The following is a 26,230-nucleotide window of genomic DNA, read 5'->3' on the forward strand; positions in this document are numbered from 1 at the left end:
TCAGAACAACCCTAAATCGTGAATGTCAATTTGCGCTCGTTTAAAGTCATCATGCCTGCCAATATCTAACCAATATTCATGGATCGGAAACTTAAGTACTCTACAGTCTTCGTCTTTCTTTCTCTGAAACAAAGATGGCATATCCAGATACTCACTTTTACCGAGAGAGCGAATAATCTCAGGTGAGATCACATAGATACCTGCATTAACAAAATACCTATACGTTGGCTTTTCGACGATATCAGAGATGACATGCCCTTCCCCTTCAATCACACCAAAAGGCACCTTGATCTCATAATCTCTAACACACATAGTTGCATCAGAATCCTGAGACTCATGAAACTCCAGGACTTTTGTAAAGTTCACGTTTGTCAGAATATCGCCATTTATCATTATCAGGGGTTTATTTGGCAAACTGTCTGGTAATAGAGAAAGCGCGCCCGCAGTGCCAAGAGGCTCTTCTTCATGAACATAAGTGATGTTAACCCCAAACGCTTCGCCATTTCCGAAGTATTCAGTAATTACTTCAGGCAAATAATGGGTTGAAATATAAAAATTATTAAAGCCAAAAGATTTAAAATGTCGGATCAAGGTTTCCAGCATTGGCTTGTCACCGACTTTCAACATGGGTTTTGGACAATTATCAGTTAAAGGTCGTAATCTCGTTCCAAAACCACCGGCCATAATAAAGATCGGATTATCTTTTTTCTCGACCTCTAATGCCTCATGCAGAGTTTTCAATCCAACCAGACTGCCGCTGCCATCGACGATAGGAATAGATAGGCTGCTATGAGCACGCATTATCTCTTTCAGCTCAGCCGAAGTTTTGCGTTCAGACGCTACGATCGGTGATGAATTCATCACTTTCTCGACTTTATCTGACAAATCAACCCCTGACAGTATCCCTCGACGAATATCGCCATCCGTTACTATTCCTGCCAGCTTATCACCATCAGTGACAACCAACGCGACCCGAAGCGCTTCCCGGTCAATAACTTCCATGGCATCTCTGATGCTAGTCTCTGGCGAGATTAATAATTTTTTCCATTTGCTTGTCATTTGGCACCCTGTTCTTTAACTGTTGTCTTTGTTCCATAAGCAATACAATTTTTCGCTAAACTTTTTGTCAAAGATGCTCCAACACCAACAATAGCGCGCTCACCAATTGTAATGTTATTAATTATACTGGCTCCAGTAGCCACATGCACACCCTGCTCAATTCGAACCTGCCCACTCATTGTAACGCCCGGCGCGATATGGCAATGCATCCCAATAGAGCAGTCGTGATCGATTGTAGTGGACGTATTTATAATTGAGTTTTCACCAATAGCAACACCGATACAGACCACAGCGTTTTGCATAATCTGCACCCCCTCTGCTAATTGAGCATTAGCAGAGACATTGGCACTGTTAGCGATCACTTGTGCAAATTGATAACCATCATCTTTGAAGCGCTGATATATTTTCTGCCTCAATGATTTATAGGGCATCGCTCCAATGGCATTGACGAGCTCCACTTCATGCTTATCATATTTCAGAACATCGTCGTCGCCGGTATGATGCGTAAACTCGGCTAATCGCTTCAAACTTGGTGAAAGCTCTGGTGCAACTACAGCCAAAATCTGTCGGTTTTGCTGGAGCAAGATTTCCGCTAAGCCAGCAGCATGACCTCCCCCACCGATCAAGACTACTGGTGATTTATTCATCTAGTAATTGACCGACTTGATAATCTTGGGAAGCCTCAGTATTGAGCACTTTCCAATATAGTGAAGGTGGCATGCCATCACCCGGGCGCTTAACCACAACATGTGACTTAGTAATCACTTCGCCGGCTTTTAATGCTTGTGCCACGATCAAGCTCTTTCTGGCTACTTCTTTATTTTTAACTTCGAGCGGACGAGGCCCTTTGATACCATCACCTAATACTCTCTCAGCGATGCGAATACCCTCAACCATCGCTTTAAGCTCAACAGGATCCAAAGACGCTTTATGATCTGGACCTGGCAGAGACTTGTCTGTCGTGAAGTGCTTTTCAATCAATACCGCGCCTTTTGCTACAGCAGAGATAGGCACAACAATACCCTCACTATGATCTGAGTAGCCAACTGAGAGCTTAAACGCGTCTTTCATTGTATCCATGGCATTTAGATTGATATCGTCATAAGGTGCCGGATATTCTGTTGTGCAATGCAACAAGGTCACTTTTTCTTTAAGCAGTGCTTTACCTTCCTCAGAGTAATAAGCTTCTAGCAACAGCTCATCAGTTGGATCCCCTTCAGGGTGTAAATAACCGAATGCAATAACAGATAATACGTAATCAATATCACTCAGAGTGGCCATACCTGTAGAAACAATTAAATCACACCCGGTTCTGGCATGCTCTAACACCAGTGGTGCGTTAGTTATCTCTCCGGAAGGTAACTTCAGTCTCGTGATCCCCAAATCATTAACTAAGAAATCAAGGCTCTCGGAATCGAACGCGGTTGATAAAAACTCAATCCCTAACTCCTGGCAATATTTAACCAACTTGTGATGCGTTTCGTAACTCAGCTCTAATCGCTTAAGCATACTAAATTGAGACTCTTGCTGCCCCGTATTCGCAACTTGATAATCAGCTTGCTTCGCTGATTCCGTTACCAAGTTTTTAGCTTTGAAGGTTTGGAATTTAACAATATCTGCACCCGCTTCGTGTGCAGCATCGACCAATTTAAAAGCCAGCTCATCACTACCGTTGTGATTAACGCCAGCTTCGGCAATTATTAATGTCATAGTACTCTCATTTTAGATCGTAGAACGGCTTACTCGGTTGAAAATCAAGCTCTTTAAGCATTTGAATGGCTTGTTTACTTGCATTGCCAGCACCGTATGGATTTGCAACTGCCTCGCCTTCAGCTTGATATTCACGAGATAGCGCTGCGCGTATCGCGCTCTCAATACTGTGCGTCTGTGCATCACAATGCAGTACACTTTTTGCAGCCAACCGGCCTTTTTGGCGCACACCAATGTTGATTGTGGGTACATCGAAAGACGGCACTTCAATAATGCCACTTGAAGAATTACCAATCACCACAGATGCGTGCTTAACAGTACTCAAGTAACGCTGTTGTCCAAGAGATGGAATCGCCAAAACCCTTTTTGGATTTGCCTGTGCATACTGTTCAAGGATAGGGATAATTTTTCTTCCACCATCATCGGCATTGGGGTAAGTTAGAATAACCTGGTGATCTGCGAAGGCATCTAAAGCTGTAAGGATCGCGTTGAAGCTCTCTTCAGGAGGCTCTTCACCCAGAGTTACAGGGTGATAAGTCACCAAAAAGTAGGGAGCCTTCAGGTCAAATTGCAATGACTCAGCAATCTCATCCACTGTCATAAACTCACTTCTTTTTAAGTGATCTAAGCCAATTGCACCGATGTTTTTAACCCTCGTTGGCGATTCTCCTAGTTGAATAACACGCTGCCTGTACTCGTCTGTCGATGTACCATGAAGGTAGCTAAGTTTACTGATAGCATGCCTGATAGCATCATCATAAGCGCCTTCCGTGATTTCTCCACCATGCAAATGCAAGATTGGAATCCTCAGAATCATAGCTGTTTGAGCTGCCGCTAATGCTTCAAACCGGTCGCCTAAAATCACCAGTGCATCTGGTTCTAATCGGCTTAAAGCATCTGTAAACCCTAAAACACCCAGCCCCATACTCTTAGCTGTGCCCGTTGCAGTGTCAGAAGATAATAAAATTTCGATCCTTTCGTCTATTTTAAAACCATCATCTTCTATCTGCTTATACGTATTTCCAAACTCAGGAGATAAATGCATGCCAGAAACGAGTAACTGCAATGTCAAATCAGGATCATCGTGTATGTCTTTAATCAACCAGTACAACAAACCATATTCGGCACGTGTTCCCGTAAAAACAGCTATTTTTTTACTCATAATCAGACACCTAGTTTAGCAATTGGTGTACTTGGTAAGTTCACAAGACGTGCTTCAACATACTCAGAGTAAGTCAAATCGCCTCTTAAAGCGTTACTAAACATTGGCAAGCGGTGCATCAACTGCCAAATTGGTCGAGTCATAACCCCTTGGCTATTCGTTTCCTGCAATAACAACTCTCGCGCGGCTTTGTCTTCACAAATTACCGCATTGAGCCAGTAATTTGATTGTGCGTAAGCAGGCTCGACCACAAACTTGAACTCACTGCCATCAAAAAAGTCGCGATATTGCTGTGCAAGCGCTCTTTTTTGTTCAATAAAAGTGGTTAACATCTCGAGCTGCGCACACCCTAGTGCCGCATTTAGATTTGGCATGCGATAGTTAAACCCGGCCTCATCGTGAAAAAACTCGTATGGATGAGGGACTTTAGCAGTCGTCGTGACGTGCTTAGTGCGGGCTCCGGCGTCAGCCGTTTGACATAAAACAACGCCGCCCCCACCTGTTGTCATGATTTTATTACCGTTAAAGCTTACCGCACCATATTCGCCAAATACCCCGGTATGCTTACCCTTGTAATATGAACCAAGACTTTCTGCTGCATCTTCCACCAATGCAATCTGCCACTTTTTACACACTGCAACGAGCTCATCCAATTCGACGGGGTGTCCAAATGTATGCATTGGCACTACAGCCTGAATACGCTGCTTCGTACTACGATGAATAGTACCTTGCTCAGTCAGTATTGCGTGGTCCTCTAAATAGGTTTCCAGCGCTTTTGGACACAGGCCAAGGCTCACTGGCGAGACATCAACAAATACAGGCTCAGCCCCCATGTGATGAAGCGCGTTACAAGTCGCAACGAAGGTAAGTGCCTGAGTGATAACCAGATCACCAGCTCTCACTCCCGCCATATAAAGAGCGGCATGCAAGGCAGCTGTGCCATTTACTGTTGCAACAGCTTTAGCCGTGCCAGTTAAACTCTCAATTTTTTGCTCAAACTCGTCAACAAACTTACCTACGCTAGATACAAAAGTACTATCGATGGTTTGTAAAACGTATTCTTTTTCATTACCACTAAACGTCGGTGCATGAAGTGGTATAAATTCATCAGTCTGATACAGAGCTCTGACAAACTCGTTAATATTATGTGGTGTCATTGCAGCCCCAAATCACATCTTGCTGTCTAAGTATTTACCGGTTTCTTTATGACCAAAATCAGGGATCATGGTGAAAAACAGCTCAACGATCTCCTCTTTTGTCCAGGACTTTTGATCTTTCAGCTGGCTGATTGTACTTTCAAACAACGCAATTTTGTCTGCGTCATATTCCAGCTCATTCTTAATGATCCCCAGGTTATTGAATCTTTCCATATCGAGCGTTTCATTTTCAGTGAAGAACTCTTCAAAATCTTTTTCACCTGTTGTGTCACTCTTTGTAAACAGGCACGGCCACTTACCTTCAGCTGGTAGCGTCTTGACCAGCTCACGCGCCTCTTCTTCAGAGTCGCACAGATAAGGCTCATAACCTTTATCAGCAAGATATTTTACTGCAATATCAGCAAAGGTAATTAAATGTAACGACTCGCTTAACTTCGGGAAGAAAATATCTCGGTTCTCACCGAAGATACAAGACATTAGGCAAAGCTCGCCCGATTCCTGCGGGATAACAAAGTAGCGTTTGATATCACTTGGAGCAACTATCGGTTGCTGCTTTTCGATACGTTGGTTAAACCCATGAAGCAAAGAGCCATCTGAAAATGCAACGTTCGCGAATCGAGCTGTTGATATTGCGATCTCTTTGCTGCGACGCATCAGGAACATTTCCATGATACGCTTAGAGGCCCCCATCATATTAACGGGGTTTGCAGCTTTATCCGTTGACACACAGAAATACTTTTTGACACCTGAATCTATAGACTGCTGAATTGTCTTATCCGTGTTAAATACATTCACGTCAATCATGCGCATCAGAGTGTAGGGATCTTTCTCACTGCGGACATGCTTCAGCGCAGATAGATTCAGTACATAATCGTACTGGCCGTCTGCTTTAATGAAGGCATCGTATTCGATTGAACCTATATCCAGAGCAAAAGTTTGGAAATCCCCATCGATGTAACCATATGAGCTGCGAATATCTCTTACAAGCTCTACCATGTTGTTTTCACTAATATCCACAACGTGTAGTTTTTTGGGGTTACGCTTGAAAACTTCCTTAGTCACAGCTTGACCAATCGAACCAGCGCCGCCCAATATCAGAAATCGAGAGTTAGATACTTCCTTTTGTAGTGCTTGCTCAGCAGACTCAATATCTTGCAAAAAAAGTTGCTTTTGTCTACCTATTAAATTTAATATTTTGCTCATTTATAATCTCGAATTATTAATAAAAACAGTAATTATCTGATTTATATCACACTGTGATATTGCTCATAACATCGACATGCATTACAACGGTTTTTAACGGAAAAAATTAGACACCAAAAATATAGAGTATGACTGTCCTTTTTATACCGAGTAGTCCAATAAAAACTACTTTTCTCAATCCACTTTCTAAAAAGTAGAAATCCATGTACCCATTCAATTATACGAGTTTTTTGACAAAGACTTTATAATGTAACTATACGTACTACGTGTATTTAGCATTACCCTAAATCGAATATAACAAGAGTTCGTGCATTAAGCGCCATGAAGAAGTTTGTAGTCAGAGTCCCGAGTCTTCACCTATCGGCCAACCGAATGACACTCGTCTTTTGCCTCATCAAGGTTACTCTACCCGCCGGATAATCGCTCAGCCGTTATCCATCGCATGTTATTTGTATTTGCAGGCTTGCTGACGTCCATTATACAATTTTCGATATGTGAGTCTAGCTCTCTCATCTACAGGTCATGGGCATGTCACATAACACAAAAGTACGACACCGTGCATTCTGAGTAATGGTATGCTTTATGCCAGCTTAGCTAAAATCTGTTCAAAAACTGCATAGTCATATGCTGCTCTGCTAGCTGATTGTTTCAACTACCTTTATTGAAATGTTTTTATAGTGCGCTTAAAGGACAAGCCTGACTTTTTACGTAACTCCCTGCCATCACAGCGCTGACTATATCGTTTTTCGAAAATTTGCTTTATAAAATTTGATATTAGAGAGGCTTAAGTAACTTCAGCTAACCTAGTCTAGGTGCATTGGGTTTAACCCACAAACCAAATCAGCAGCTATGTATTCTGCAGAACGACAGGTTTTGTGATGAGTTAACCAGGCTGAAGTGCTAGAACGCTGTCACGGCAGAGTCTGTATCGCAGTCGCCACCCTTTTTAGATACAGGAGGTGAGATAGATAGCTTAATCGTGACCGAATAGATCGCTCGTATATACTTTAATCTGCCACGTCACGAATTTCATCTACCATACGGCTGGACACAATAACGTCTGAAATCCGTTTAAATTCTTCCAGCTCAGTGATAACACGAGAGTGGAAAAACTCACTCTCATTCAGAACAGGCTCATAAATGACCAACTTAATACCCTCAGCTTTGATGCGTTTCATAACTCCCTGAATTGATGAAGCTCAGAAATTGTCGGAGTCACTTTTCATTATCAGACGACAAATGCCAACCACCTCAGGCTTGCACTTCAAAATAGAATCCACGACATAATCCTTACGCGGGTCGTTTGCGTCCACAATGGCACGGATGAGGTTATTCGCTACATCCTGATTGTTGGCTAAAAGCTACTTGGTGTCTTTTGGTAAACAGTCCCCCCATAGTCAAACGATGGATTGTTATAATGCTCACCAATTCGAGGGTCTAAACCTATCCCTTCAATAATCTGCTTTGAGTCAAGTCCATGCGTTTCAGCATAAGTATCGAGCTCATTGAAGTAGGCCACACGCATAGCCAGATACGTATTGGAAAAGAGCTTGATGGCTTCAGCCCCTGCAGTAACAGCTTTGCAAACACTTCAGCACGCTCAGAATGCTCCCCCACGATAATACGAGATGAATAATGGTTGTCATAAAACGCTCTACCTTCACGCAAAAATTCGGGTGAGAATATAATGTTATCAATACCCAATGCTTTTTTTACACACTCTGTATAATCAACAGGAACGGTGGATTTAATCTCCATTACCGCATCGGGTTTGAACTCAACTAGATCTTTGATAACCGATTCGACTGAACTGGTATTGAAATAGTTAGTTTCAGGGTCATAGTCTGTGGGTGTTGCAATAACAATAAAGTCTGCATGTTCACAAGCGCTAGCTTTATCCGTCGTAGCGACAAACGGCTGTGTTTTTGACTGCAGAAACTCAGTGATTTCTGCATCGGCGATGGGAGAAAACTTCGAGTTGAGCATTAGAGACACGTTCTTCAACAATATCCAAAGCGACAACATCGCAATGTTGTGCCAATAACATTGCATTCGACAGGCCGACATAACCTGTACCTACTACCACTATATTCATTTTGCTAGTTTCCGACTCTAAAAATACTCAAAGAACAAAGAAGTAACCACTATCTTTAAAAGTATGACCACTGAAGCCTAGCTCGGCTCAGTCAATACACTGTGCAATGAGCTTCTTCGTTTTCCCTTGTACATGACTAAAGCTAATTTCCTTTTCGATAATCTCCCTATTTTTAAGCTTTGACTTTTCATCTAAGTCAACTGAAAGGAGCTCCGGAGAGTTCTGTAGTTCAGCCATGGTATGTATGACACATCCCAAATCCCTAAAGTGACTGTAGGCATCATTCTTCTCATTGACAAAAACTCTGCTTCCTAAATACAAAGCAACAACAATATTACCAACACCTTGCTGCCTACAATGATTCATAACGACATGTGAACACTCAGAAATAAGCTTAAAATACTCAGTCTGCTCCATAAATTCAGTCAATGGTTCAATATCGAGATCTAAGTTTCTAGCGTAGTGAATAATTTTATCTCTCACTTTAGATGAGGCACCATATGAAAGTGGGAGATAAACTGTTCTTTTATTGCCCATAAGGGAGTGAAGTACGTCCAGCGCTTCAATGTGATTATTAGGAGGGGCTGCACTGTTACCGAGTAGCACACTATTTCCAGATACCTTAACGTCTTTTAGGCTATTTAACACATTACACGTACTACCATAATTCCAATCTATGAACTTACAATTCATTAAGGGATATAAAGACTGTAATTTAGTATACTCTCCGTAGAGCACAGGTGAAAAGTAGTCAATCCTCTCTAACAAATAGCTCCAACTTACTTCAATTTTCAATACTTTCTTTAGCTTTGACTTCAAAGCCAGGAAAGTATTGTTACCTTGAAAACTTCCTTTATTCAATATCGAGTGGGTTTTAGGTAGAACCAATTCATCATTGATCAAGCTATAGTAATCATAACCCATTCCTACCCATAAAATTCTTATGTTTTTATCAAGGTTGTATACCAACCTTTTATTGAACATCGTGAGTGAATGTAAAACTATCAAATCATAGCCTGCTAGCTTTTTCAGAAAAGCGGCATCCGAAAAAGACTTTGCAGGTATGAATTTAGGTTCAATTTTTTTTACGTATTTTAGCTCTCGTTTCTCGCCCACAATAAAGTAGTCTGAGCAACCTGGAGCTGCCGCTTCAAACTGTATGTAAGCGAAATCAGGGAATTTTTCATCATGAATAAAGTGAGCAATTTTCATCTATCACATACTTAAGTTATTAAATGTTTATTTGCTGATTATAACCGGAACGAGCTCTTTCCCAGCACGAACATTTGGTATGACCGTGATATTCGTGCTTGAAGTGCCCTTGCCCATAGCCCACTCAATTATTTGCTTAGGAATATTGGCACCCGCTAAATGTGAGAAAGGATACTGACCACCGAACCGAGCATTTAACTCGAGCACATAAAAATGCCCATCCTGCTCGAGAAAATCGATGTCAAGGACTGCAATATGAGCTAGTTTTTCAGCGATACGTTGGCCAATTTCAGCGAGGTGCGGGTTGTCAAGCGTGACGGCTTGATCCGTTTCTCCAGCTCTCATTGCTATTTTGTGTTTAACGAAACTAGTGACAAAATTAGCAGATAGGTCGTTAATCGCCTCAACCCCATATTCATCTCCCAAAATAGCTTGCTGGATTAAAACTGACTCTTCCAAAGCAGCCTGAGATTCAAATTTCAAGTAAGAATTTTTAATATCATTCAATACTTTTTTATAAAAAACAGCTAACTCTTCACGGTTTTCTGCCTTATATATTCCTATTGACCCCATCCCCCAACGAGGCTTAACGATAAGGGGGAAATTCAAGCTTTTCTCATCTAGCGCGGATAATGCAGTTTCAAGATTAAGAAAGGTTTTCGGTGTAATAATATCATTCTGTGTCAAAAACTCATATGTTTTCCACTTATCATTACAGGTATCAATCACATGCTGATCTGACACAACAACCTGAATACCATTATTAGCAAACTTCGACTTATTCTTTGCTAAAACAGGAAGATCTATATCAAAAAGGGATATAAGCATATCGATTTCATTTTCTTTACAGTAATCAATCAAATAGTCGATATAGTCTTCACTGTATATATTAGGCGTAATCGTAAATCTATCAGCTTGCCGAATTGCATATGTATCAATGCTATTTGAGGCATGTACAACTCCCCCTAATGAAGAGAGAACCTCCTTAAAGTATTCAACAAGGTATGTTCTGCGCCCAACCGAAGTCAATAATATATTCATTTAACAAGCCATCAAGTTTAATAGTCCACCTGTATGCCAAAATAAAACATTACTTTGGCTCGTATAGTTTCCTGATTTAATCATATCTTCCATACCAAACCAGGCTTTCCCGGTATAGGTTGGATCGAGAACAATGCCTGTGCTTCTAGCAACCTCTATAACTTTAGACGTTAATAATTCAGAACTTTTTTCATAACCACCGAAGTGATATCGATCTGTAAAGAAAATATCATTTGAGTAGGCTTTATCTAAACCATACTTTTCTATGAATTCCTCAACAGATTGCCGCACAGCCTCTGTGCCTCGCGCTTGTTCTCTGGCAACGCTAATGCCATATACTTTGGTTTTAGGGAAAAAGGATTTAAACCCACAATGCAAACCGGCTTGGGTAGCACCAGTTCCACTTGCAACAAAAACAGAGTCGAAGTCTACATCGGATTGACATTCAACTTCTTTGACAGCATCAAAGAAGGCTAAGGTACCTTCGTATGAATGCCCTCCTCCCCAAATATAGAATGGAGTTAACCCGTTTGATTTAAAGCGATCCATTTCTCTATCCATGACATCGGATACATCAGACATTTCACAATATACGACGTTTACGCCTAATAACTCCAACAACTTGAGGTTACCTGTCGATCGAGAAACTGGGGAGCTGTGAATGACTATTGTGCACTCAATACCCAATTCTCGGCACTTTATAGCTGTTGCTCTCACATGGTTTGATTGCAGCCCTCCACAAGTGACTACAGCGTTGCAACCATCGCTTAGACACTTGGAGAGGATATACTCTGCCTTTCGACCTTTGTTACCACCACCCGAGATAGGGTATAAATCGTCGCGTTTCAGGTAAACATTAACACCCAGTTTACGGGAAGCCATTGGGCTATAGACTAACGGGGTCATCGGTTTTCTCATATGATAACTTTATTTTACTATTTCCAATTTTAGTATAGGCAGAGGGATAATCCTTAAAAGTGAACGCTTTGATAATTCTCAAGGAGGCATCAGAGTCTATCTTTTCCAGGTTGATATATCTCAACCCATTAAGGCTATCTTTATTGTAGTACCTAGACACATACCCTTTCTCTGTAAGTTCGCTAAGTGGCGTCTCTATTGCAGTACCATTCAAAATACTTTCAAATATTTCTATAAAACCTTCGAGTAGGGCAACTTGCGTTTTAACAAAGAGATCGTAACCTGTATCACTGTTTTGTACCTTAAACTCGCATCTCTTTAGAATATTACCAGTGTCTATCCCTTCATCTATCCAGTGCAGCGTACCACCACCAATATTGCTACCAGATATAATTGTATGCACAGTACTGTAAAGCCCACCAAACTCAGGTAAGAGCCCACCATGAAAGTTAACAATGCCTACGCCGAATCTATCGATAATTTCTTTTTTAATTATTTTAGAAAACCGACAACTGATTCCCAGGTCAAAACTTTGTTCTGTTTTCTTCAGTTCATCGAGAGATAGAATAGGTATGGATTTAGCTCTTGCGTATTCAAGCAGAAGCTCATCATCCCACGGGTCGTTGTTTGTCGGATTCTCATTACCAATAACGACTGCTGAAATTTCGCAACCATCGTGTTGTGAAATAAACTTCGCAACCTTAGTCGCGATTGGCAAATCCCCAAATATCACAACCTTCTTCATAGAATTAACCCCACAATGAGTTCCATATCTTCGGTGGATAAATCAGCATGGATTGGTAAACAAAGTACTTGCTCGGATACTTTTTTTGCACAAGGAAACTCTTGTTCTGATGAATGATATAATTCAAAATCAGTTACCAGTGGATAAAAGTACTTTCTAGCTAGAATGTTATTTTCCTTGAGCAAAGAAAACAGCTCATCTCTACTTTTTCCAAACGCTGTTTCGTCAATGAATATAGGAAAATACGAATAATTCCATGAGATATTGTCTTCAGGCGTCAATAACTTAATGCCCTCAACGGAGCCTAGTTTTTCATAGTAGAAAGACGCAACCCCCTTTCGTCTCTCTATTGCGTCATCAATATGCTTCAGCGTTACAAGGCCAAATGCCGCCTGCACTTCATTTAACTTTGCATTGATACCGCATTGACTAATTACACTTTCCGATTCAAACCCAAAGTTCTTGAGTTTATCCAGCTGCTCTTTTTGCTCCAGAGTCTTGCATACCACAGCACCACCCTCAATTGTGGAATATGCCTTCGTTGCATGGAAACTTAATATAGATAAATCACCGTAGTTTAATACCGACTGCCCATTCTCAGTTACACCAAATGCATGCGCTGAGTCGTAAATCACCTTAAGATTATGCTTTTGAGCAAGGGCTTCGATGGCTTCATTGTTACATGGCATACCGTAGACATGAACAGGCACAATTGCACATGTGCGCTCTGTGATAGCAGCTTCGATATGACCTGCGTCCAAATTATATGTATCGGGATCTATATCAACAAAAACTGGTGTGAGTCCATTCCAATTAATGGCGTGTGCCGTTGCCACAAAAGTGTATGGGGTAGTAATTACTTCACCTTTCAACCCTAAAGATTGTAACGCTGTGATAAGTGCCAGAGTCCCATTTGAAAACAGGCTAACATAAGGCACATTCAGGTACTCACATAATGCAGCTTCCAACTCCTGATGATAATGACCACTGTTTGTCAGCCATTTACGCTGCCAAATATCTTCTAAGTAAGGTGTCAGTTCCTCCAGAGGAGGCAGAAGCGGTGAAGTTACGGTAATTTTATCCATGATCAATTTTCTTTCTTTGCGAAAAAGCTTTTAACAATATAGCTATATAATCGAGGTTGAAGGTAGCGAACACTTACTATGTATATGAAAGTAGCTAAGAGCATTGTAAATACTACTCTTACCCAATCAAGTTCTGAAATCAAGGTAGACACATACCAAGCGACACCGCAGGCAAAACTACTCATTAAAAAGATTAAGAGTAGTGTTCTGAGTTGGTCCATAACGGATAAGCCGTTTAGCTTACCATTGTAGTAAGAATTGATAAAAAATGCGATACAAGACTGAACAACCATACCTATGCATATCGCCTTCAAGCCCAGCGGCACTGTACAAATCAATATAACGGTTGTGATGCCTTTTTTAACAACCTCGAGCTTCAAAAACAGGTCAGCTCGCCCTTTAACCTGTAACATGTTGAGATTAATTGCATGGATCGGGTATAAGGTAAGCGCCAAGCAGATAAACGGAACCAGTTCAGCTGCCGGTCGCCAGACTTCTCCCAGCATTAAAGGTATTAGAGGATCGGCAACAACAGCTAACCCTATCAACAATGGGAATACAACTAACGCAGCAAGTTGAAGTGTTATTAAATAAGCGGCCTTCAAGCGCTCTATATCGTCCTGAATCCGACTTAGCATAGGATAAGTTACCCGCTGAATTACCGTCGTCATAGTCATAGCTGGTGTTTTTACTAATTGATTAGCTTGTGTAAAATATCCCACTTGCACCGCACTATAGTACTTACCTATAATGATTTGGTATATATTTTGGTAAATACCATTTAGTAGCCCCGCCAACATCAATTTAGATCCAAAGCCAAACAAATAATTGAATGAATCTTTGGAGCACCTTCTTTTCGGCGTCCAGGGTCTGACAATGTTGAGAATCACGATATGGCTAAACGCATAGCTGAGAGATTGAGCGACAAGCGACCACACTCCGACCCCCTGATATGCACACACCAACGCAACGCCACTACTTATCGTAACAGCACCAAAAGAAGCAACCGCCAACTTTTTGAAATCCATATCAATGGTGAGCATCGTTTTTGGCACCAATGAAAAGGCATGAATAATAACAACAAGTGCGAGCCAGCGAAGCAGGTTGGTGAGTTGGGGCTGCTGATAAAAGTCAGCAATAAAAGGCGCACAAATGTATAGTAAAAGATAACACAACACACCAACGGCGATGTTGAAATAAAAAGCGGTCGTAAAGTCTTGTTCAGTACGATCTAATTTTCGAATAAGAGCGGCACCCATGCCGCTCTCAACAAATACCTGGCTAATTGCCAGAAACACAGCCAGCATGCCTACCAAACCAAACGCTTGGGGACCCAACTGGCGCGCCAGGACAAGCATAATAAGCAGTTGTACAAGCTGAGTAATAAGTCGCTCTATTGCGCTCCACTTAATACCTGAAGCCGCCTGAGATTGTAACTCCGACATAAATCAGGCTTTAAGCAAATCAGACAAGTATTGGCCATAGCCATTCTTTGACAGCAACTTAGCTTTTGCGGCGATTTCTTCTCTACTTAACCACTGCTTGTTAAAGGCGATCTCTTCCAAGCATGCAATTTTATATCCTTGCCGTTTCTCGATCGTCTCCACAAAGTGCGCCGCTTCAAGGAGACTTTCATGCGTACCAGTATCTAACCAGGCGTAGCCACGGCCAAGTAACTGAACATTCAGTTTATTGCGCTTCAAATATAGCTCGTTCAAGCAGGTAATTTCTAACTCCCCACGATGTGACGGTTTAACCTGCTTCGCGAGTTCTACAACCTGATTATCATAAAAGTACAGCCCTGTTACGGCAAAGTTGCTTTTAGGCTTTTCGGGCTTTTCTTCTATTGAGATCGCTTTTTTATTTTCATCGAACTCAACCACCCCAAAACGCTCAGGATCGTGGACCTGGTAGCCAAATACAGTTGCCCCCTCACCATTCCTGGCTTTCGCTACAGCGTTTTTTAACTTGGGTGTAAAATCCTGACCATAGAAAATATTATCCCCAAGGACCAGACAAACATCGTCCTCACCAATGAAAGATTCACCTATAATAAACGCTTGGGCAAGACCATCTGGTGAAGGCTGAACAGCATACTCCAGGTTGATACCAAACTGTGTGCCATCACCAAGCAGGCGCTGGAAACTACTCTGGTCTTCAAGTGTCGTGATCAACAGAATATCTTTGATACCAGCCAGCATCAAAACTGACAACGGATAATAAATCATAGGCTTGTCATAGACAGGCAGGAGCTGTTTAGAAACACCCATGGTAATAGGATAAAGACGGGTACCGGAACCACCGGCTAGTATAATACCTTTCATAACTTACTCTAATTATACTCCCAAGCGCTCTCGTGAATAAGAGCCATCGAGGACACGGGTCCACCACGCTTGGTTGTTCAAATACCACATAACCGTTTTTCGAATACCCGATTCAAAAGTTTCCTGAGGTACCCAACCAAGCTCATCTGCAATTTTGCTCGCATCAATAGCATAGCGTACATCATGGCCTGGGCGATCTTTAACATAGGTAATCAAATCTGAATAATGTGCAACACCATCAGGCTTAGTGGGCACCAACTCTTCAAGTAACGCACAGATAGTTCTCACAACATCGATATTGGCTTTCTCATTGTGACCGCCAATGTTGTACGTCTCACCTACGTGCCCTTCTGTAACCACTTTATATAATGCTCGGGCATGGTCCTCAACATATAACCAATCACGTACCTGCAACCCATTGCCATACACAGGTAAAGACTTGCCTTCTAGCGCATTCAGTATCATTAACGGAATTAACTTTTCAGGAAAGTGATAAGGCCCATAGTTGTTCGAGCAATTAGTTACAATTGTGGGTAAAGCAAAAGTACGATGCCAGGCACGCACTAAATGATCGCTGGATGCTTTTGATGCGGAATAAGGCGAGCTTGGCGCATAAGGTGTTTCTTCTGTAAATAGGTCTTCTGGGCCTTCCAGGTCGCCATACACTTCGTCAGTTGAAATATGATGGAAGCGAAATTCTGACTTTTTGTCATCACTCAATGCTTGATAATAGAGTCTGGCAGCTTCAAGCAATTGATACGTGCCAATGATATTTGTCTCGATAAACTCTTTGGGACCATCTATCGAGCGATCGACATGGCTTTCTGCAGCGAGGTGCATTATTGCGTCAGGTTGATGTTGAGCAAACACACGGTCAAGCTCATTTTTATCACAAATATCAACCAGTTCAAAGCTATAACGTTCACTTGAAGAGACATCAGCGAGTGACTCAAGGTTTCCTGCATATGTCAGCTTATCTAGTACCACTACTGAATCTGTTGTCTCATTGATTATGTGCCTAACGACCGCTGAACCAATGAACCCAGCTCCCCCCGTGACAAGTAGCTTCATGCTTTTACCTCGTGCCAAAAAAACTAAAAGGGAATTATACCTTTTTCAATGTCACCCTCGCAATGAAAAATGCTTGAAATAATAGCCAAAATACCGCTAACAGTTTGTTTAATATCGTAAAATCAAAGTGATTTTTACCATACTACGGAAACGACATAAAAAACTGCTGGTAATAAAAAATAGCAGTACATGCTACCCGTTAAGCTTTTCGAGCCAATCTAAAGCTGCATATTCAACTAATAAATCGCAGAATTCGTAAGGCGTTTCCATAAAAAGGGAATTGATACACCAATTCTTATTTAGGCAAACCAAAACACAGGTTGAAGTGAAAAACTGGTCCGCCAAGGCTAGCTCAAAGTAATCGTAAGTACAATTACAACAAGCTTTTTTAGGTTAGAAAAACCTATAACAACACGGAATCCAAGTCAATAAAGCATCCTATTGATTATCTCAGATAATCCTAGCTTAAAAAGTGACAATTCCGCTTTTCATAAAGACTAAAATATTATGTAGAGCTACTTTTTATAGCCGTAATAGGCTTAGCAGGAACTCCACCATAGATATAATTATCTTCTGTCATCTCTTTAGTCAGAGCAGAATTAGCTGCAAGTAAAGATGATTGTGGTAATACGGACCCCGCGGTTAGTGTGCAGTTTGCTCCGACCCAAGCTCCCTCAAGCACAGAAATTGGCTTGGTATCCGATTTACCATATCTAAATGAGCCATGTTGCAGTGTATGATTCCCGGAAACTAATACACTACTAAAGCCTATCATAACACCATTATTTAAGGTTACTCTATCTATGGCGTTTACAACGACGAAGGGCGCCAAATAAACATTATCACCAAAATAGCAGTTTTCAAGATTTCTAATTATCGCATTGGAAGAAACCTGAAAATTTTTGCCACACGCCGGCATCCCTAAACTATATAATGCTCCCCGAAATCTCATGATGAAAGGAATATCTGGTAACCACCCTAAAAACAAACGAATGAACCAAGTATATAACAGCAACCCCTTGTGCTTCATACTACCTCACCTCTAAAATACTATTCAATTGCTGTAACCAGTAATTCTGGAGGGATATTTCAGACATACTTTTTGCACCACTTGTTAGCTTATTCAATAGTGCATCATCAGATAATAAGTTTTCGAGCTTGCTATAAAGTTCATCTCTGGAACCTGGTGTAAAAATCAATCCATTTTCACCATCTTTTACAAACGCCTTAACACCACCAACGTTGGATACAATGACCGGTTTGTGATGAGACCACCCTTCCATTATAACTCTCGGAAAACCCTCGTAATGATTATTTGAAGGCACAACCACGACATCCGAAGCATCGTATAGTTTCGAAAGCTCCGAGTGTTTAAGCTGACCCATGAACCTTACTTGATTTTCCAGACCCAGCTTACTAGACATCCGTTGCGCTGACTCAAGCTCCGGCCCACCACCAACTATCGTTGCCGCTACTTTACCTTTTAGGCGGTAAACAACCTCCAGTAAATCAAAAACCCCTTTATCTTCGACAATACGTCCAACAAAAAGTAAATTAAGCCTTTCCTGATTAGACGGCGATGGTGCATTTATCAATTCTGGCTGTTTCACCATAACATCCACAAATTGGTGAGTATTACTAGGGGAGTACGTACGGCTAAAGTCCTCAAGCACGTCACCTGTGCACAAATTAATGGTGTTTTCGTGTTTACAAATCTTTCTTAGCTGCCAACGAATGAGCCTTGATAATAGAAAGCCGAGCAGCTTCTCTATTCCTTTATACTTTTTACCACGCCATGTATTAGAAGCATCGGCGCACATATGATGGATAACTTTTTCACCGGCTTTAAGCGCTTGCAGACCAAAGACAATACTCCCCATCGAAGGAGTTCGGATCCAAAAATACGCACCAGGGTGCTCCGCAATCACTTTATCTGCACTTTGCTGGAACGCTTTTAAGTACCCAGCTTTAGTAATTGATTTCAGTGTGAAGTCTTTTGTGGATTTATATGCTGGCGAAGGGTAGAAGTGAGAATGCGCCACCTTGGTACTAAATGTAGTCGGTTGCTCAGTAACTTCCTTCATAGGTGAACAGACATAAACATTGTCTTTACCAACAAGATCTTGCAAAAATGCCGCCGATGTTGGCTTTGTATAACAATAGCCATCATAATACTCGAAAGTTTCACCTACAAAAGCTACAATTTTCATAAAAAACCCACTTACTCAATATGGAAATAAAGGTGTATAACCCTTAGCACGGCTAGAAATTTAGACTAAAGGTTAAGTTTAATGTACTTAACTTAGAGAGAGACAATACTAAGAAAAGTAGCCAAAATGGCACACCTTTATAATAACGCCCTACTTGTTTGTAAAACGCATACAACAAGAAAGGCTCTAACAACAAATAAAGTTTATAGTATCGTCCAGATATCACAGTGAAATCGCTAATCACAATACTAAAAATCACAACAAAAAAGGAAAGGAAGACAAGTTCTGGATATACTATCTTTACCTTACTTACTAGTAAAAGAACAATAAAAAAAAGTGCGATTATCAAGTACAGAGTACCCGCCAGAGAGCGTCCGACATTGTACTTTGTACCCACATAATAAGAATAGCCAAAGCTCACTAAAAGATACTCTATAACCAACTTTAGCAATATTAAACCTAGTACAAAAGCCAAACTAAAAAACACATTCTTTTTAGACTTCAATCCATTCGAGACGCCAAAAAAAAGTTTTTGATAGATTGCAAAAATAGCACCAAGTATCACTCCAAAATGAAAAACGCTAGTGATAGGTGCTAAAATATATATGAGCCTACTATTGTGAAATTTCCTAAAAACAATCACAAAGATAATACAAGCTAATGAGTATCGAAGCTGCGTACCAATAAAACCCTGAGAAGATAATATCAAATTAGGCAATGCAAAGAGCATAATCGCGGGTTTTCTATAAAGAAAAAACAGCAATATTGCTATTAAAAAAAGGACTGACATAAAGAAGGTTTCAAAGCTCAAAGAAAAGAACTGAAAGAAGTCAGCCAAAAACTCAAAACCTAGCTCAAATTGATGCCAATCATTATTATAATTACTTTCGTAATTTTTGTAGTCTACATTTAGTGCTCTATCATAGTTCATCAAGGCAAATACACATGAAACACCAATCAACCCGACGAAAAGGCTGATTATACTTTCCACTTTGACAAATCTACTGACGCGCATTTTTAAAGCTTTTCCAAAATAACACTAGGTAACGCACCTTTAACCACTTTCTTTAAAAAAATGGAAAAAAAGCTTGTAGTTATATTGTTTTTCACAGAATAGAGCAATGCTTCAACATACTTTTTGTGCGCTATTATTGTTCGTAATATAACTATTTTCTTAAAACCTTTGGTTGCTTCATCTGACAAGTATGATGAGTAATTATCTAACCACATAGCAGAGAACAAATAGTCGTTTAGCTTGGGGATCTGAACAAAATCATATACAACTTCATCAAGTAATGTAAAAGTTGCTCCAACCTGTTCCAAAGCCAAACAGTATTGATAATCCTGATGACGCTTTAGATCATCAAACTGAACACGCTGAGCTAAACTAGCAGATAACATTATGCCACTCGTTTGAATTATCTCACATGCAACAAATAGATAATCACCAACCCTTTCATGTTGGGAGATGGCACGTCGTGGTCTAGTGAATGTTCTGCCCGATGGCTCAATAATTTTACACCGGCTATAGATAACGTGGTTTAAGCCTTTCTCGTTTAGCAAGCTCAACTGCTTATTTAATTTTTCAGGATACCACTCGTCATCGTAGTCTAGAAATGCAATGACACTTCCAGACGCTGCTTCCACGCCGGTATTTCTCGCGGTGGCGCCATTAGAGTTCGTTGCATGTCGGATTACCCTAAGCCTTGGATCATGCAATGAGGAAAGCTCATCTTCCGCTTTACATGGTGAGCAATCATCAACAACAATGACTTCAAGATGTGTGTAAGATTGATTCAGCGCACTTCTAACGGATTTGATTAGTAGCCCGCTATTCTTTGAATAAAATGGAATAATGACAGAGATTAGCTGCATTGTAGAAGACAACCTATTTGCGACTTTTTGCAAAGCCTTTGATGGCATAATGGAGGAAATAGTAGCAGGATTTTAATAAGCCCAAGTTAACCTCGTTGCGATACAAACGCCATTGCCATTTCAATATTTCCACCTTATTCTGACTCATGCCAACATCGGTACGATAAAATGCCAGTACTTGAGTTATACAATGCGCTTTAGGCGTTTTTTCTAATATCTTCAACCACAATGCCATGTCCTGGCGTTTGCGTATCTTAGGCATATAGAACTTGCCTAAACGTTTTGCATTGTACACCGCCGTTAAGCAACCAATTACATTACTTTTTAACAGCTCAGAGCGTGTTACAGATTCAACAGGCACAACCGTGCCAGCCAGTTTGCCATGCGTTACCTTTTGATAGGCCGTATAAGTAAAATCAACCTTATGCTCAAGCATATAGTTCAGCTGAATTTTTAACTTATCGGGGTGCCACATATCATCCGAATCTAGAAACGCAATAAAATCACCTTTAGCTCGAGAGATGGCATTATTTCTCGCGACTCCCGCGCCCTGATTCTCTGTTTGGATTTGCACTTTGATACGCGGATCTTGAGAAGCATAATTTTCAAGAATACTCTGCGTACCGTCTTGTGAGTTATCATCGGTAATCAATAATTCCCAATACTCATAAGACTGATTTAAAACTGAATTTATCGCCTCATCTATGAATTTTTCAGCATTATAGCTCGGCATTATAATAGATACTAAAGGAGTCATTACTGGCCCATACCAAAAATGACAACTTTCACCGTTTTTAATAAAATTTTCAGATCGGTCAGAGTTCGATGATGTTTGATATAATGGATATCATATTTATGCTTCCACACAGCGTCTTCCACCGACTCACCATAACGATAAGACGTCTGCGCTAACCCAGTTACACCTGGCTTTACCGCATGGCGAAAACGGTAGTAGGGGATCCTCTTTTCCAATTCTTTAATGAATACTTCTCGTTCTGGACGAGGGCCGACCAAAGACATCTCTCCTTTCAACACGTTTATAAGCTGAGGAAGCTCGTCAATTCTGGTCCTACGAATGAATTTACCCACGCGAGTAACTCTCGAGTCATACTTTGATGCCCATTGTGCGCCATTACTTTCAGCATCCTGACGCATAGACCTGAACTTTATTACGTGAAACTCTTGGTTATACTGTCCAGTCCTTTGTTGTTTATAAAGTACCGGACCACGGCTCTCCAACTTAATCAATATTGCCGTAATCATCGCAATAGGGATAGTCAAGACAAGCAAGAAAAACGAAAACAGTATGTCTAAAGTGCGCTTTACAACTTGCGTCCGTTTAGACGACAGAATAGTGAATGATTTTTGGTGCAAAAAATAGCTGCTATGCAATAAATCTACTTCAGTATAACCATTTCTTTCATCTAAATAGCTCACCAAAGGTTCTACCCAAGCACCATACTCAGTCGCTTCTACAAGAAACAGGTTTTGCTTAGCTTCCAAGCGGCTAGACTCATAATGACATAGCACCTTATTCTCGAATGAGGTAACGGTATAATCATTAAATACCACTTTAAATCCGCAGCCTTCTAATAGTTTGCTGAGTACCTCAATCCGATCTTCCGGGCTATATAGGTAGACAGTGCCTTGGTTACGAGCTTTAAATGCCGTAGATCTGAACGGTAATTTCTTCAAGATATATAACTCCTACCTACACTAAACTATTTCTGACAGCTACGCTGGTTAGACAAAGTTATAAGTATATATCTAAGCATTAGTACTAAAGATGTTAGAAAGAGCGCAGCCACAGCAGCCAGCACTGAAAAAAGGCCTTTTCTGGGAAAAAATGGATACTCAGCAATAAAAGGCGGATCAACTACTTCAAACATCGCCTCTTCTCTTGTTGTAGCCATCATTTTCTTCTTCTCTTCTTCTTCGATTAACTTATAAAGCACTTGATTCAACGACTCGAGAGCTTGGGTTTCGATTCGATTTTGATAATAGCTTATGCTCTTTTCCGCATCGTTTATTTCTTTGTATTTGAAATATTGATTTACATAGTCAACCAGCTTATCCAATGTTTCTTTAGCGAAAAGCGGAGAATAATGCGTCAAGGTAATTGTCACAAAGCTCGAATCTTTATCTTGAGTTATAGTGAAAAAATCCTTTAAAAAGACTGCATAGACTTGTAAATCACTTGGCTCGAAGCTTAGCCCATCTTCACTTTCTTTCCAGCTTTTGCTGTCATTATCATAGAGTTCATCATCATAAGTCAGTTCATTATTGCTTTGATCCCAACCTGTTGCAGCCCAAAATGCCGGCTTTAAATTATGCTCGTTAATAAAGTCAACAATGAACTTCCTACTTTCTAACGTAGCAAGAGCCAACTGTGTCTTATCATCTCCCCCACCCAAGTTAATCCCTGACAAAGCAGCTAAACCGCCAATTGCACTGTTACTCGGAGAAGACTTAGCAGATGATACAGGTGACACCAGAACTTCACTTTTGTATTCGTTTGGTAACTGAGAGACCCCCAAATAGGTTGCAACAAACGCAACCACAGATACACATAGAATGATTTGCCACTTAGACAGTATGAAATATATCAAGTCTATAAAATCGACCTCTTCATCGAGGTAACTTTTCGCGGTGATATTATTGTCCTGCATATTGAAATACCTTTGCATCAAAGACTAGTAATAGCGGCAAGTGCGATACCTAACTGGTAGGCGATTTGGGTTGCCGTGCTCCAGAGAGTAAAGTTGTCCATATGTGAGGAGTCCATAGGCACTACAATGGTGTCTCCGGCTTCTAGCCCACCCTGATGATCTTCAACTGCGAACCAGCTCGACTTCCTTGGCAATACAACTGAACCATTCGCTTTGATGATATAAATTTGATCTTCTTCAGCCCTATCCTTCATACCACCGCTGAGATCGATATATTCATCCAAACTGATCCCTTTTCTGAATAAGTGCGCTGACGGGTAATTCACCTCTCCGATAATCGAGATAGAATCCTGCAATACAGGTACATACAATGTATCCCCATCTTGCAAAACAACATCTTCCATCTTTGATAGGATTCTAGGCAAATCAATTACTAATCGCCCAACTGCTTCAACTTTTGAGAGATCGGCCATTATCTTGTTCATGTCTGAATAACTCAATGAAGCACTAGAAACTGATTTTTGCATGCTTCTGGCGGCTAGATCTTTGCGCAAGTTTTCAGACAGCGTTTCTATTTGTTTCTCTTCTTGTTCTTTAAGCGATTCGCGAGTCAAGATCGCGGCTTTGGGCTCTGCAAAGCCTGTAAGGCCGCCCGCTCTTTGGATCAAACTATGTAACGTATCACCTCGTTTAACACTGTACGTACCAGGAAAATTAACTTCTCCTTGCAAACTAACGCGATAACTTTCTTGCCAATTTGGCTTTGTCAGAATATTTACCGTGTCTCGGCTTTGTAAGCGTTCTTCAGCCGTTTCTGCGTTCCAATCCAGACGGAGGTTCGATATTTCTCCTGTCTCAGCGTAACGAGTAAGCTCAAAGTACTCAGCATAAGCTGACTCAAGCAAGCCGCCTGCAGCATCAATTGCATCTTCAATTGTGGCATTTTCAGCCAGAGGGTAGATACCTGGGAATTTAACTTTACCGAGTACCTCAAAGGTTGCAACCTGACTGCCAACACTCGCCTGTTGTTGTAGTTTTAAGTTTATGGGGGCTAATAATTGCTCTCGGCTAAAAGGCGCCAGGCCTGCTGCTTTTTTCTCTAAGTAGCGCTCTTTAATTCCAACTGACTTCTCGTCAAGGCTAAGACCAAATAATACTTTTTGCTCGAATTGACTGTGTTCGTACAAATGCCAAAGCTTCACCTTCTCTTGTAAGCTCTTTTGCTCTGCTGTAAGTGCTAAGTTTACAAGCACCTCTTCTTCTTCAAGCGCAGAAGAGAAGCGACTGAAGATAAACAGCTTATCATTCTTTTGAAGCATCACTTTTTTGCCAGTGAGCACATCGTTTATTGAAAACTGCAGTACTTCAATATTACTGAGTTGATCTCGCTCCCGAACAATAATGGCGTATTCTAAGTCCGCTTGCGGTAGCAAATCCGTTTTTAAATTAGTCAGGATCTGATCTACCGAAATGCCGTCTTTCCACTGATAGTGACCTGGTCGAGTTACGGCACCTATCAGTGTAATAGAATCGACAATCGTTTCTCCGACAGGCATCACTTTAATATGATCGCCTCCTTGAGGCACATAGGTTGTTTCAGATGCATTTCGATAATCAACAGATAACGCACTGCTGACAGCATTGTCAACAACACGATTAACCTGAACTTTCTTTAGGTAAGCCTCAGCTTTAAACCCCCCAAACATCTGCTTAAGTTCTTGTGCAGACTCACCATTTTTTAATTCAAAAATAGCAGCTCTTCTAACCATTCCTTCGACTTTAACCTGAGGGCCAACAGATGGTACAAAAACAACATCTCCATCGCGCAGTGTGATGTCGCCTGCACTATCACCTCTTAAAAGCAAATCATATAAATCAAGCTCAGCTGCAACATTACCGTCACGTTTAACCTGTACTCTACGTAACGATGCGATATCACTCAAACCACCGCTCGCAAACAGCGCGTGAGTAACCGTAGACAGTGGGGAAAGCACGTAGCTACCAGGTTTATAGGCTTCGCCTACAACCATGACTCGAATAGAGCGAAGTTCTGCAAGCGACACATAAGCATTTAAACCAATTGCCTCACGTTTTATTTTCTCTTGAAGCAATTTTTTTAATTCACTGTAGGTCAGGCCAGCAACACTCACGGGTGAATAGTCAGGAATACTTAGCATGCCCTCACCATCCACAATAACACGATGAGAATGGCTTTCTTTACCGTAGAGGTTGACCGAAATAACATCACCAACACCAATGATATAACCTTGAGGAGCCGAAACTGCCTCTGTTGGAGCAAAAGTAGTTGGCTCACCAGAGAATAAGTCATAACCAAACGGCTCTAGTTCCTCCACCTTAGGTTTCAAGGGGTCTTCAACCACCTCTTCCTCTTCTCGCTCGATGTCTCTCGGTAGTATGCTATTTATGTTTTCTTTTTTAGTTTGCGGGTTTACTGCCCCCGAAGTAGTGGCAGAACCAAGTGTGGAAATATCTACACCATATTGCTTAGCTAGCGCCTGTTGCTGTTCTTCTGGCAGTTTCTTAAATTGTGCTATTTGTTCTGGTGTTGGGTTAAATGCCAAAATAATGGAACTAAAAACGAGTGTCATTAGTGCAAAAAAGCGCTTTAAGAACATTCCAAACCTGCTACTAGTTGTACAAAGATAAAAAAGATTCGATATTTTACACGAATAG

Annotated in this window: 22 protein-coding genes and 1 pseudogene; all 23 read right to left on the minus strand. The window is 41.0% G+C overall.

The window, feature by feature from the left end:
• Entirely contained in the window at positions 1 to 1,059 is a 1,059-nt protein-coding gene (locus tag MHN31_RS12880) for a nucleotidyltransferase family protein (protein ID WP_125558983.1), read from the minus strand.
• Entirely contained in the window at positions 1,056 to 1,706 is a 651-nt protein-coding gene (locus MHN31_RS12885; protein ID WP_125558981.1) for a NeuD/PglB/VioB family sugar acetyltransferase, read from the minus strand. The genes MHN31_RS12880 and MHN31_RS12885 overlap by 4 nt, the downstream gene beginning before the upstream one ends.
• Entirely contained in the window at positions 1,699 to 2,769 is a 1,071-nt protein-coding gene (gene neuB, locus MHN31_RS12890) for an N-acetylneuraminate synthase (protein ID WP_125558979.1), read from the minus strand. The genes MHN31_RS12885 and neuB overlap by 8 nt, the downstream gene beginning before the upstream one ends.
• Before the next feature lie 7 nt (positions 2,770 to 2,776).
• Positions 2,777 to 3,931, minus strand: coding sequence for a UDP-N-acetylglucosamine 2-epimerase (gene neuC, locus MHN31_RS12895; protein WP_194868379.1), 1,155 nt, complete (start codon positions 3,929 to 3,931; stop codon positions 2,777 to 2,779).
• Between the two features lie 2 nt (positions 3,932 to 3,933).
• Positions 3,934 to 5,088: a LegC family aminotransferase gene (locus MHN31_RS12900; RefSeq protein WP_125558975.1), complete on the minus strand. Its 1,155-nt coding sequence runs from the start codon at positions 5,086 to 5,088 to the stop codon at positions 3,934 to 3,936.
• Positions 5,089 to 5,100: 12 nt separating this feature from the next.
• Positions 5,101 to 6,291: a UDP-N-acetylglucosamine 4,6-dehydratase gene (locus MHN31_RS12905; RefSeq protein ID WP_125558973.1), complete on the minus strand. Its 1,191-nt coding sequence runs from the start codon at positions 6,289 to 6,291 to the stop codon at positions 5,101 to 5,103.
• A gap of 973 nt (positions 6,292 to 7,264) precedes the next feature.
• A pseudogene (locus MHN31_RS12910) lies at positions 7,265 to 8,386 on the minus strand (nucleotide sugar dehydrogenase).
• Between the two features lie 87 nt (positions 8,387 to 8,473).
• A complete protein-coding gene (locus MHN31_RS12915; protein ID WP_239444442.1) occupies positions 8,474 to 9,598 on the minus strand; it encodes a TDP-N-acetylfucosamine:lipid II N-acetylfucosaminyltransferase in 1,125 nt (374 codons plus the stop codon).
• A 27-nt stretch (positions 9,599 to 9,625) separates the two neighbouring features.
• Entirely contained in the window at positions 9,626 to 10,639 is a 1,014-nt protein-coding gene (locus tag MHN31_RS12920) for an ATP-grasp domain-containing protein (RefSeq protein ID WP_125558969.1), read from the minus strand.
• Entirely contained in the window at positions 10,640 to 11,557 is a 918-nt protein-coding gene (locus MHN31_RS12925; protein WP_343224695.1) for a pyridoxal-phosphate dependent enzyme, read from the minus strand. It abuts the gene before it with no gap.
• Positions 11,526 to 12,302 carry a formyltransferase family protein gene (locus MHN31_RS12930; RefSeq protein WP_194867526.1) on the minus strand — a complete coding sequence of 259 codons (777 nt, stop codon included), beginning with the start codon at positions 12,300 to 12,302 and terminating at the stop codon, positions 11,526 to 11,528. Before MHN31_RS12930 ends, MHN31_RS12925 begins: the two co-directional genes overlap by 32 nt.
• Entirely contained in the window at positions 12,299 to 13,387 is a 1,089-nt protein-coding gene (locus MHN31_RS12935; RefSeq protein ID WP_275446802.1) for a DegT/DnrJ/EryC1/StrS family aminotransferase, read from the minus strand. The genes MHN31_RS12930 and MHN31_RS12935 overlap by 4 nt, the downstream gene beginning before the upstream one ends.
• Before the next feature lie 2 nt (positions 13,388 to 13,389).
• Positions 13,390 to 14,832, minus strand: a complete 1,443-nt coding sequence (locus MHN31_RS12940) for a lipopolysaccharide biosynthesis protein (protein ID WP_239444443.1) — start codon at positions 14,830 to 14,832, stop codon at positions 13,390 to 13,392.
• A 3-nt stretch (positions 14,833 to 14,835) separates the two neighbouring features.
• Positions 14,836 to 15,711 carry a glucose-1-phosphate thymidylyltransferase RfbA gene (gene rfbA / locus MHN31_RS12945; RefSeq protein WP_125558959.1) on the minus strand — a complete coding sequence of 292 codons (876 nt, stop codon included), beginning with the start codon at positions 15,709 to 15,711 and terminating at the stop codon, positions 14,836 to 14,838.
• 12 nt (positions 15,712 to 15,723) lie between these two features.
• Entirely contained in the window at positions 15,724 to 16,782 is a 1,059-nt protein-coding gene (gene rfbB, locus MHN31_RS12950) for a dTDP-glucose 4,6-dehydratase (protein ID WP_125558957.1), read from the minus strand.
• 505 nt (positions 16,783 to 17,287) lie between these two features.
• Positions 17,288 to 17,812: a hypothetical protein gene (locus tag MHN31_RS12955; RefSeq protein ID WP_239444444.1), complete on the minus strand. Its 525-nt coding sequence runs from the start codon at positions 17,810 to 17,812 to the stop codon at positions 17,288 to 17,290.
• A 1-nt stretch (position 17,813) separates the two neighbouring features.
• Positions 17,814 to 18,992, minus strand: coding sequence for a glycosyltransferase family 4 protein (locus tag MHN31_RS12960; protein ID WP_239444445.1), 1,179 nt, complete (start codon positions 18,990 to 18,992; stop codon positions 17,814 to 17,816).
• Between the two features lie 52 nt (positions 18,993 to 19,044).
• Positions 19,045 to 20,007 (minus strand): EpsG family protein, encoded by a 963-nt coding sequence (locus MHN31_RS12965; protein ID WP_239444446.1) that lies wholly within the window; start codon positions 20,005 to 20,007, stop codon positions 19,045 to 19,047.
• 2 nt (positions 20,008 to 20,009) lie between these two features.
• A complete protein-coding gene (locus MHN31_RS12970) occupies positions 20,010 to 20,867 on the minus strand; it encodes a glycosyltransferase family 2 protein (protein ID WP_239444447.1) in 858 nt (285 codons plus the stop codon).
• A 13-nt stretch (positions 20,868 to 20,880) separates the two neighbouring features.
• A complete protein-coding gene (locus tag MHN31_RS12975; protein ID WP_125558947.1) occupies positions 20,881 to 21,624 on the minus strand; it encodes a glycosyltransferase family 2 protein in 744 nt (247 codons plus the stop codon).
• Entirely contained in the window at positions 21,624 to 22,562 is a 939-nt protein-coding gene (locus tag MHN31_RS12980) for an exopolysaccharide biosynthesis polyprenyl glycosylphosphotransferase (protein ID WP_228553267.1), read from the minus strand. The genes MHN31_RS12975 and MHN31_RS12980 overlap by 1 nt, the downstream gene beginning before the upstream one ends.
• Positions 22,563 to 22,588: 26 nt before the next feature.
• Positions 22,589 to 23,536 (minus strand): hypothetical protein, encoded by a 948-nt coding sequence (locus MHN31_RS12985; RefSeq protein WP_194867520.1) that lies wholly within the window; start codon positions 23,534 to 23,536, stop codon positions 22,589 to 22,591.
• Between the two features lie 17 nt (positions 23,537 to 23,553).
• Positions 23,554 to 26,172 carry an SLBB domain-containing protein gene (locus MHN31_RS12990; RefSeq protein WP_125558941.1) on the minus strand — a complete coding sequence of 873 codons (2,619 nt, stop codon included), beginning with the start codon at positions 26,170 to 26,172 and terminating at the stop codon, positions 23,554 to 23,556.
• Positions 26,173 to 26,230 lie beyond the last annotated feature (58 nt).

The organism is Pseudoalteromonas sp. McH1-42 (assembly GCF_022347845.1).
Lineage (GTDB): Bacteria > Pseudomonadota > Gammaproteobacteria > Enterobacterales > Alteromonadaceae > Pseudoalteromonas > Pseudoalteromonas rubra_D.

Excerpts from the sequence above, each read along its gene's own strand:
- neuB (WP_125558979.1), bottom strand. The coding sequence starts at position 2,769 with ATGACATTAATAATTGCCGAAGCTGGCGTTAATCACAACGGTAGTGAT.
- MHN31_RS12990 (WP_125558941.1), bottom strand. The coding sequence starts at position 26,172 with ATGTTCTTAAAGCGCTTTTTTGCACTAATGACACTCGTTTTTAGTTCC.
- neuC (WP_194868379.1), bottom strand. The coding sequence starts at position 3,931 with ATGAGTAAAAAAATAGCTGTTTTTACGGGAACACGTGCCGAATATGGT.
- MHN31_RS12905 (WP_125558973.1), bottom strand. The coding sequence starts at position 6,291 with ATGAGCAAAATATTAAATTTAATAGGTAGACAAAAGCAACTTTTTTTG.
- MHN31_RS12915 (WP_239444442.1), bottom strand. The coding sequence starts at position 9,598 with ATGAAAATTGCTCACTTTATTCATGATGAAAAATTCCCTGATTTCGCT.
- MHN31_RS12940 (WP_239444443.1), bottom strand. The coding sequence starts at position 14,832 with ATGTCGGAGTTACAATCTCAGGCGGCTTCAGGTATTAAGTGGAGCGCA.
- MHN31_RS12975 (WP_125558947.1), bottom strand. The coding sequence starts at position 21,624 with ATGACTCCTTTAGTATCTATTATAATGCCGAGCTATAATGCTGAAAAA.
- MHN31_RS12920 (WP_125558969.1), bottom strand. The coding sequence starts at position 10,639 with ATGAATATATTATTGACTTCGGTTGGGCGCAGAACATACCTTGTTGAA.
- MHN31_RS12985 (WP_194867520.1), bottom strand. The coding sequence starts at position 23,536 with ATGCAGGACAATAATATCACCGCGAAAAGTTACCTCGATGAAGAGGTC.
- MHN31_RS12885 (WP_125558981.1), bottom strand. The coding sequence starts at position 1,706 with ATGAATAAATCACCAGTAGTCTTGATCGGTGGGGGAGGTCATGCTGCT.
- MHN31_RS12970 (WP_239444447.1), bottom strand. The coding sequence starts at position 20,867 with ATGCAGCTAATCTCTGTCATTATTCCATTTTATTCAAAGAATAGCGGG.
- MHN31_RS12955 (WP_239444444.1), bottom strand. The coding sequence starts at position 17,812 with ATGAAGCACAAGGGGTTGCTGTTATATACTTGGTTCATTCGTTTGTTT.
- MHN31_RS12930 (WP_194867526.1), bottom strand. The coding sequence starts at position 12,302 with ATGAAGAAGGTTGTGATATTTGGGGATTTGCCAATCGCGACTAAGGTT.
- MHN31_RS12900 (WP_125558975.1), bottom strand. The coding sequence starts at position 5,088 with ATGACACCACATAATATTAACGAGTTTGTCAGAGCTCTGTATCAGACT.
- MHN31_RS12965 (WP_239444446.1), bottom strand. The coding sequence starts at position 20,007 with ATGCGCGTCAGTAGATTTGTCAAAGTGGAAAGTATAATCAGCCTTTTC.
- rfbA (WP_125558959.1), bottom strand. The coding sequence starts at position 15,711 with ATGAAAGGTATTATACTAGCCGGTGGTTCCGGTACCCGTCTTTATCCT.
- rfbB (WP_125558957.1), bottom strand. The coding sequence starts at position 16,782 with ATGAAGCTACTTGTCACGGGGGGAGCTGGGTTCATTGGTTCAGCGGTC.
- MHN31_RS12880 (WP_125558983.1), bottom strand. The coding sequence starts at position 1,059 with ATGACAAGCAAATGGAAAAAATTATTAATCTCGCCAGAGACTAGCATC.
- MHN31_RS12925 (WP_343224695.1), bottom strand. The coding sequence starts at position 11,557 with ATGAGAAAACCGATGACCCCGTTAGTCTATAGCCCAATGGCTTCCCGT.
- MHN31_RS12935 (WP_275446802.1), bottom strand. The coding sequence starts at position 13,387 with ATGGATAAAATTACCGTAACTTCACCGCTTCTGCCTCCTCTGGAGGAA.
- MHN31_RS12960 (WP_239444445.1), bottom strand. The coding sequence starts at position 18,992 with ATGAAAATTGTAGCTTTTGTAGGTGAAACTTTCGAGTATTATGATGGC.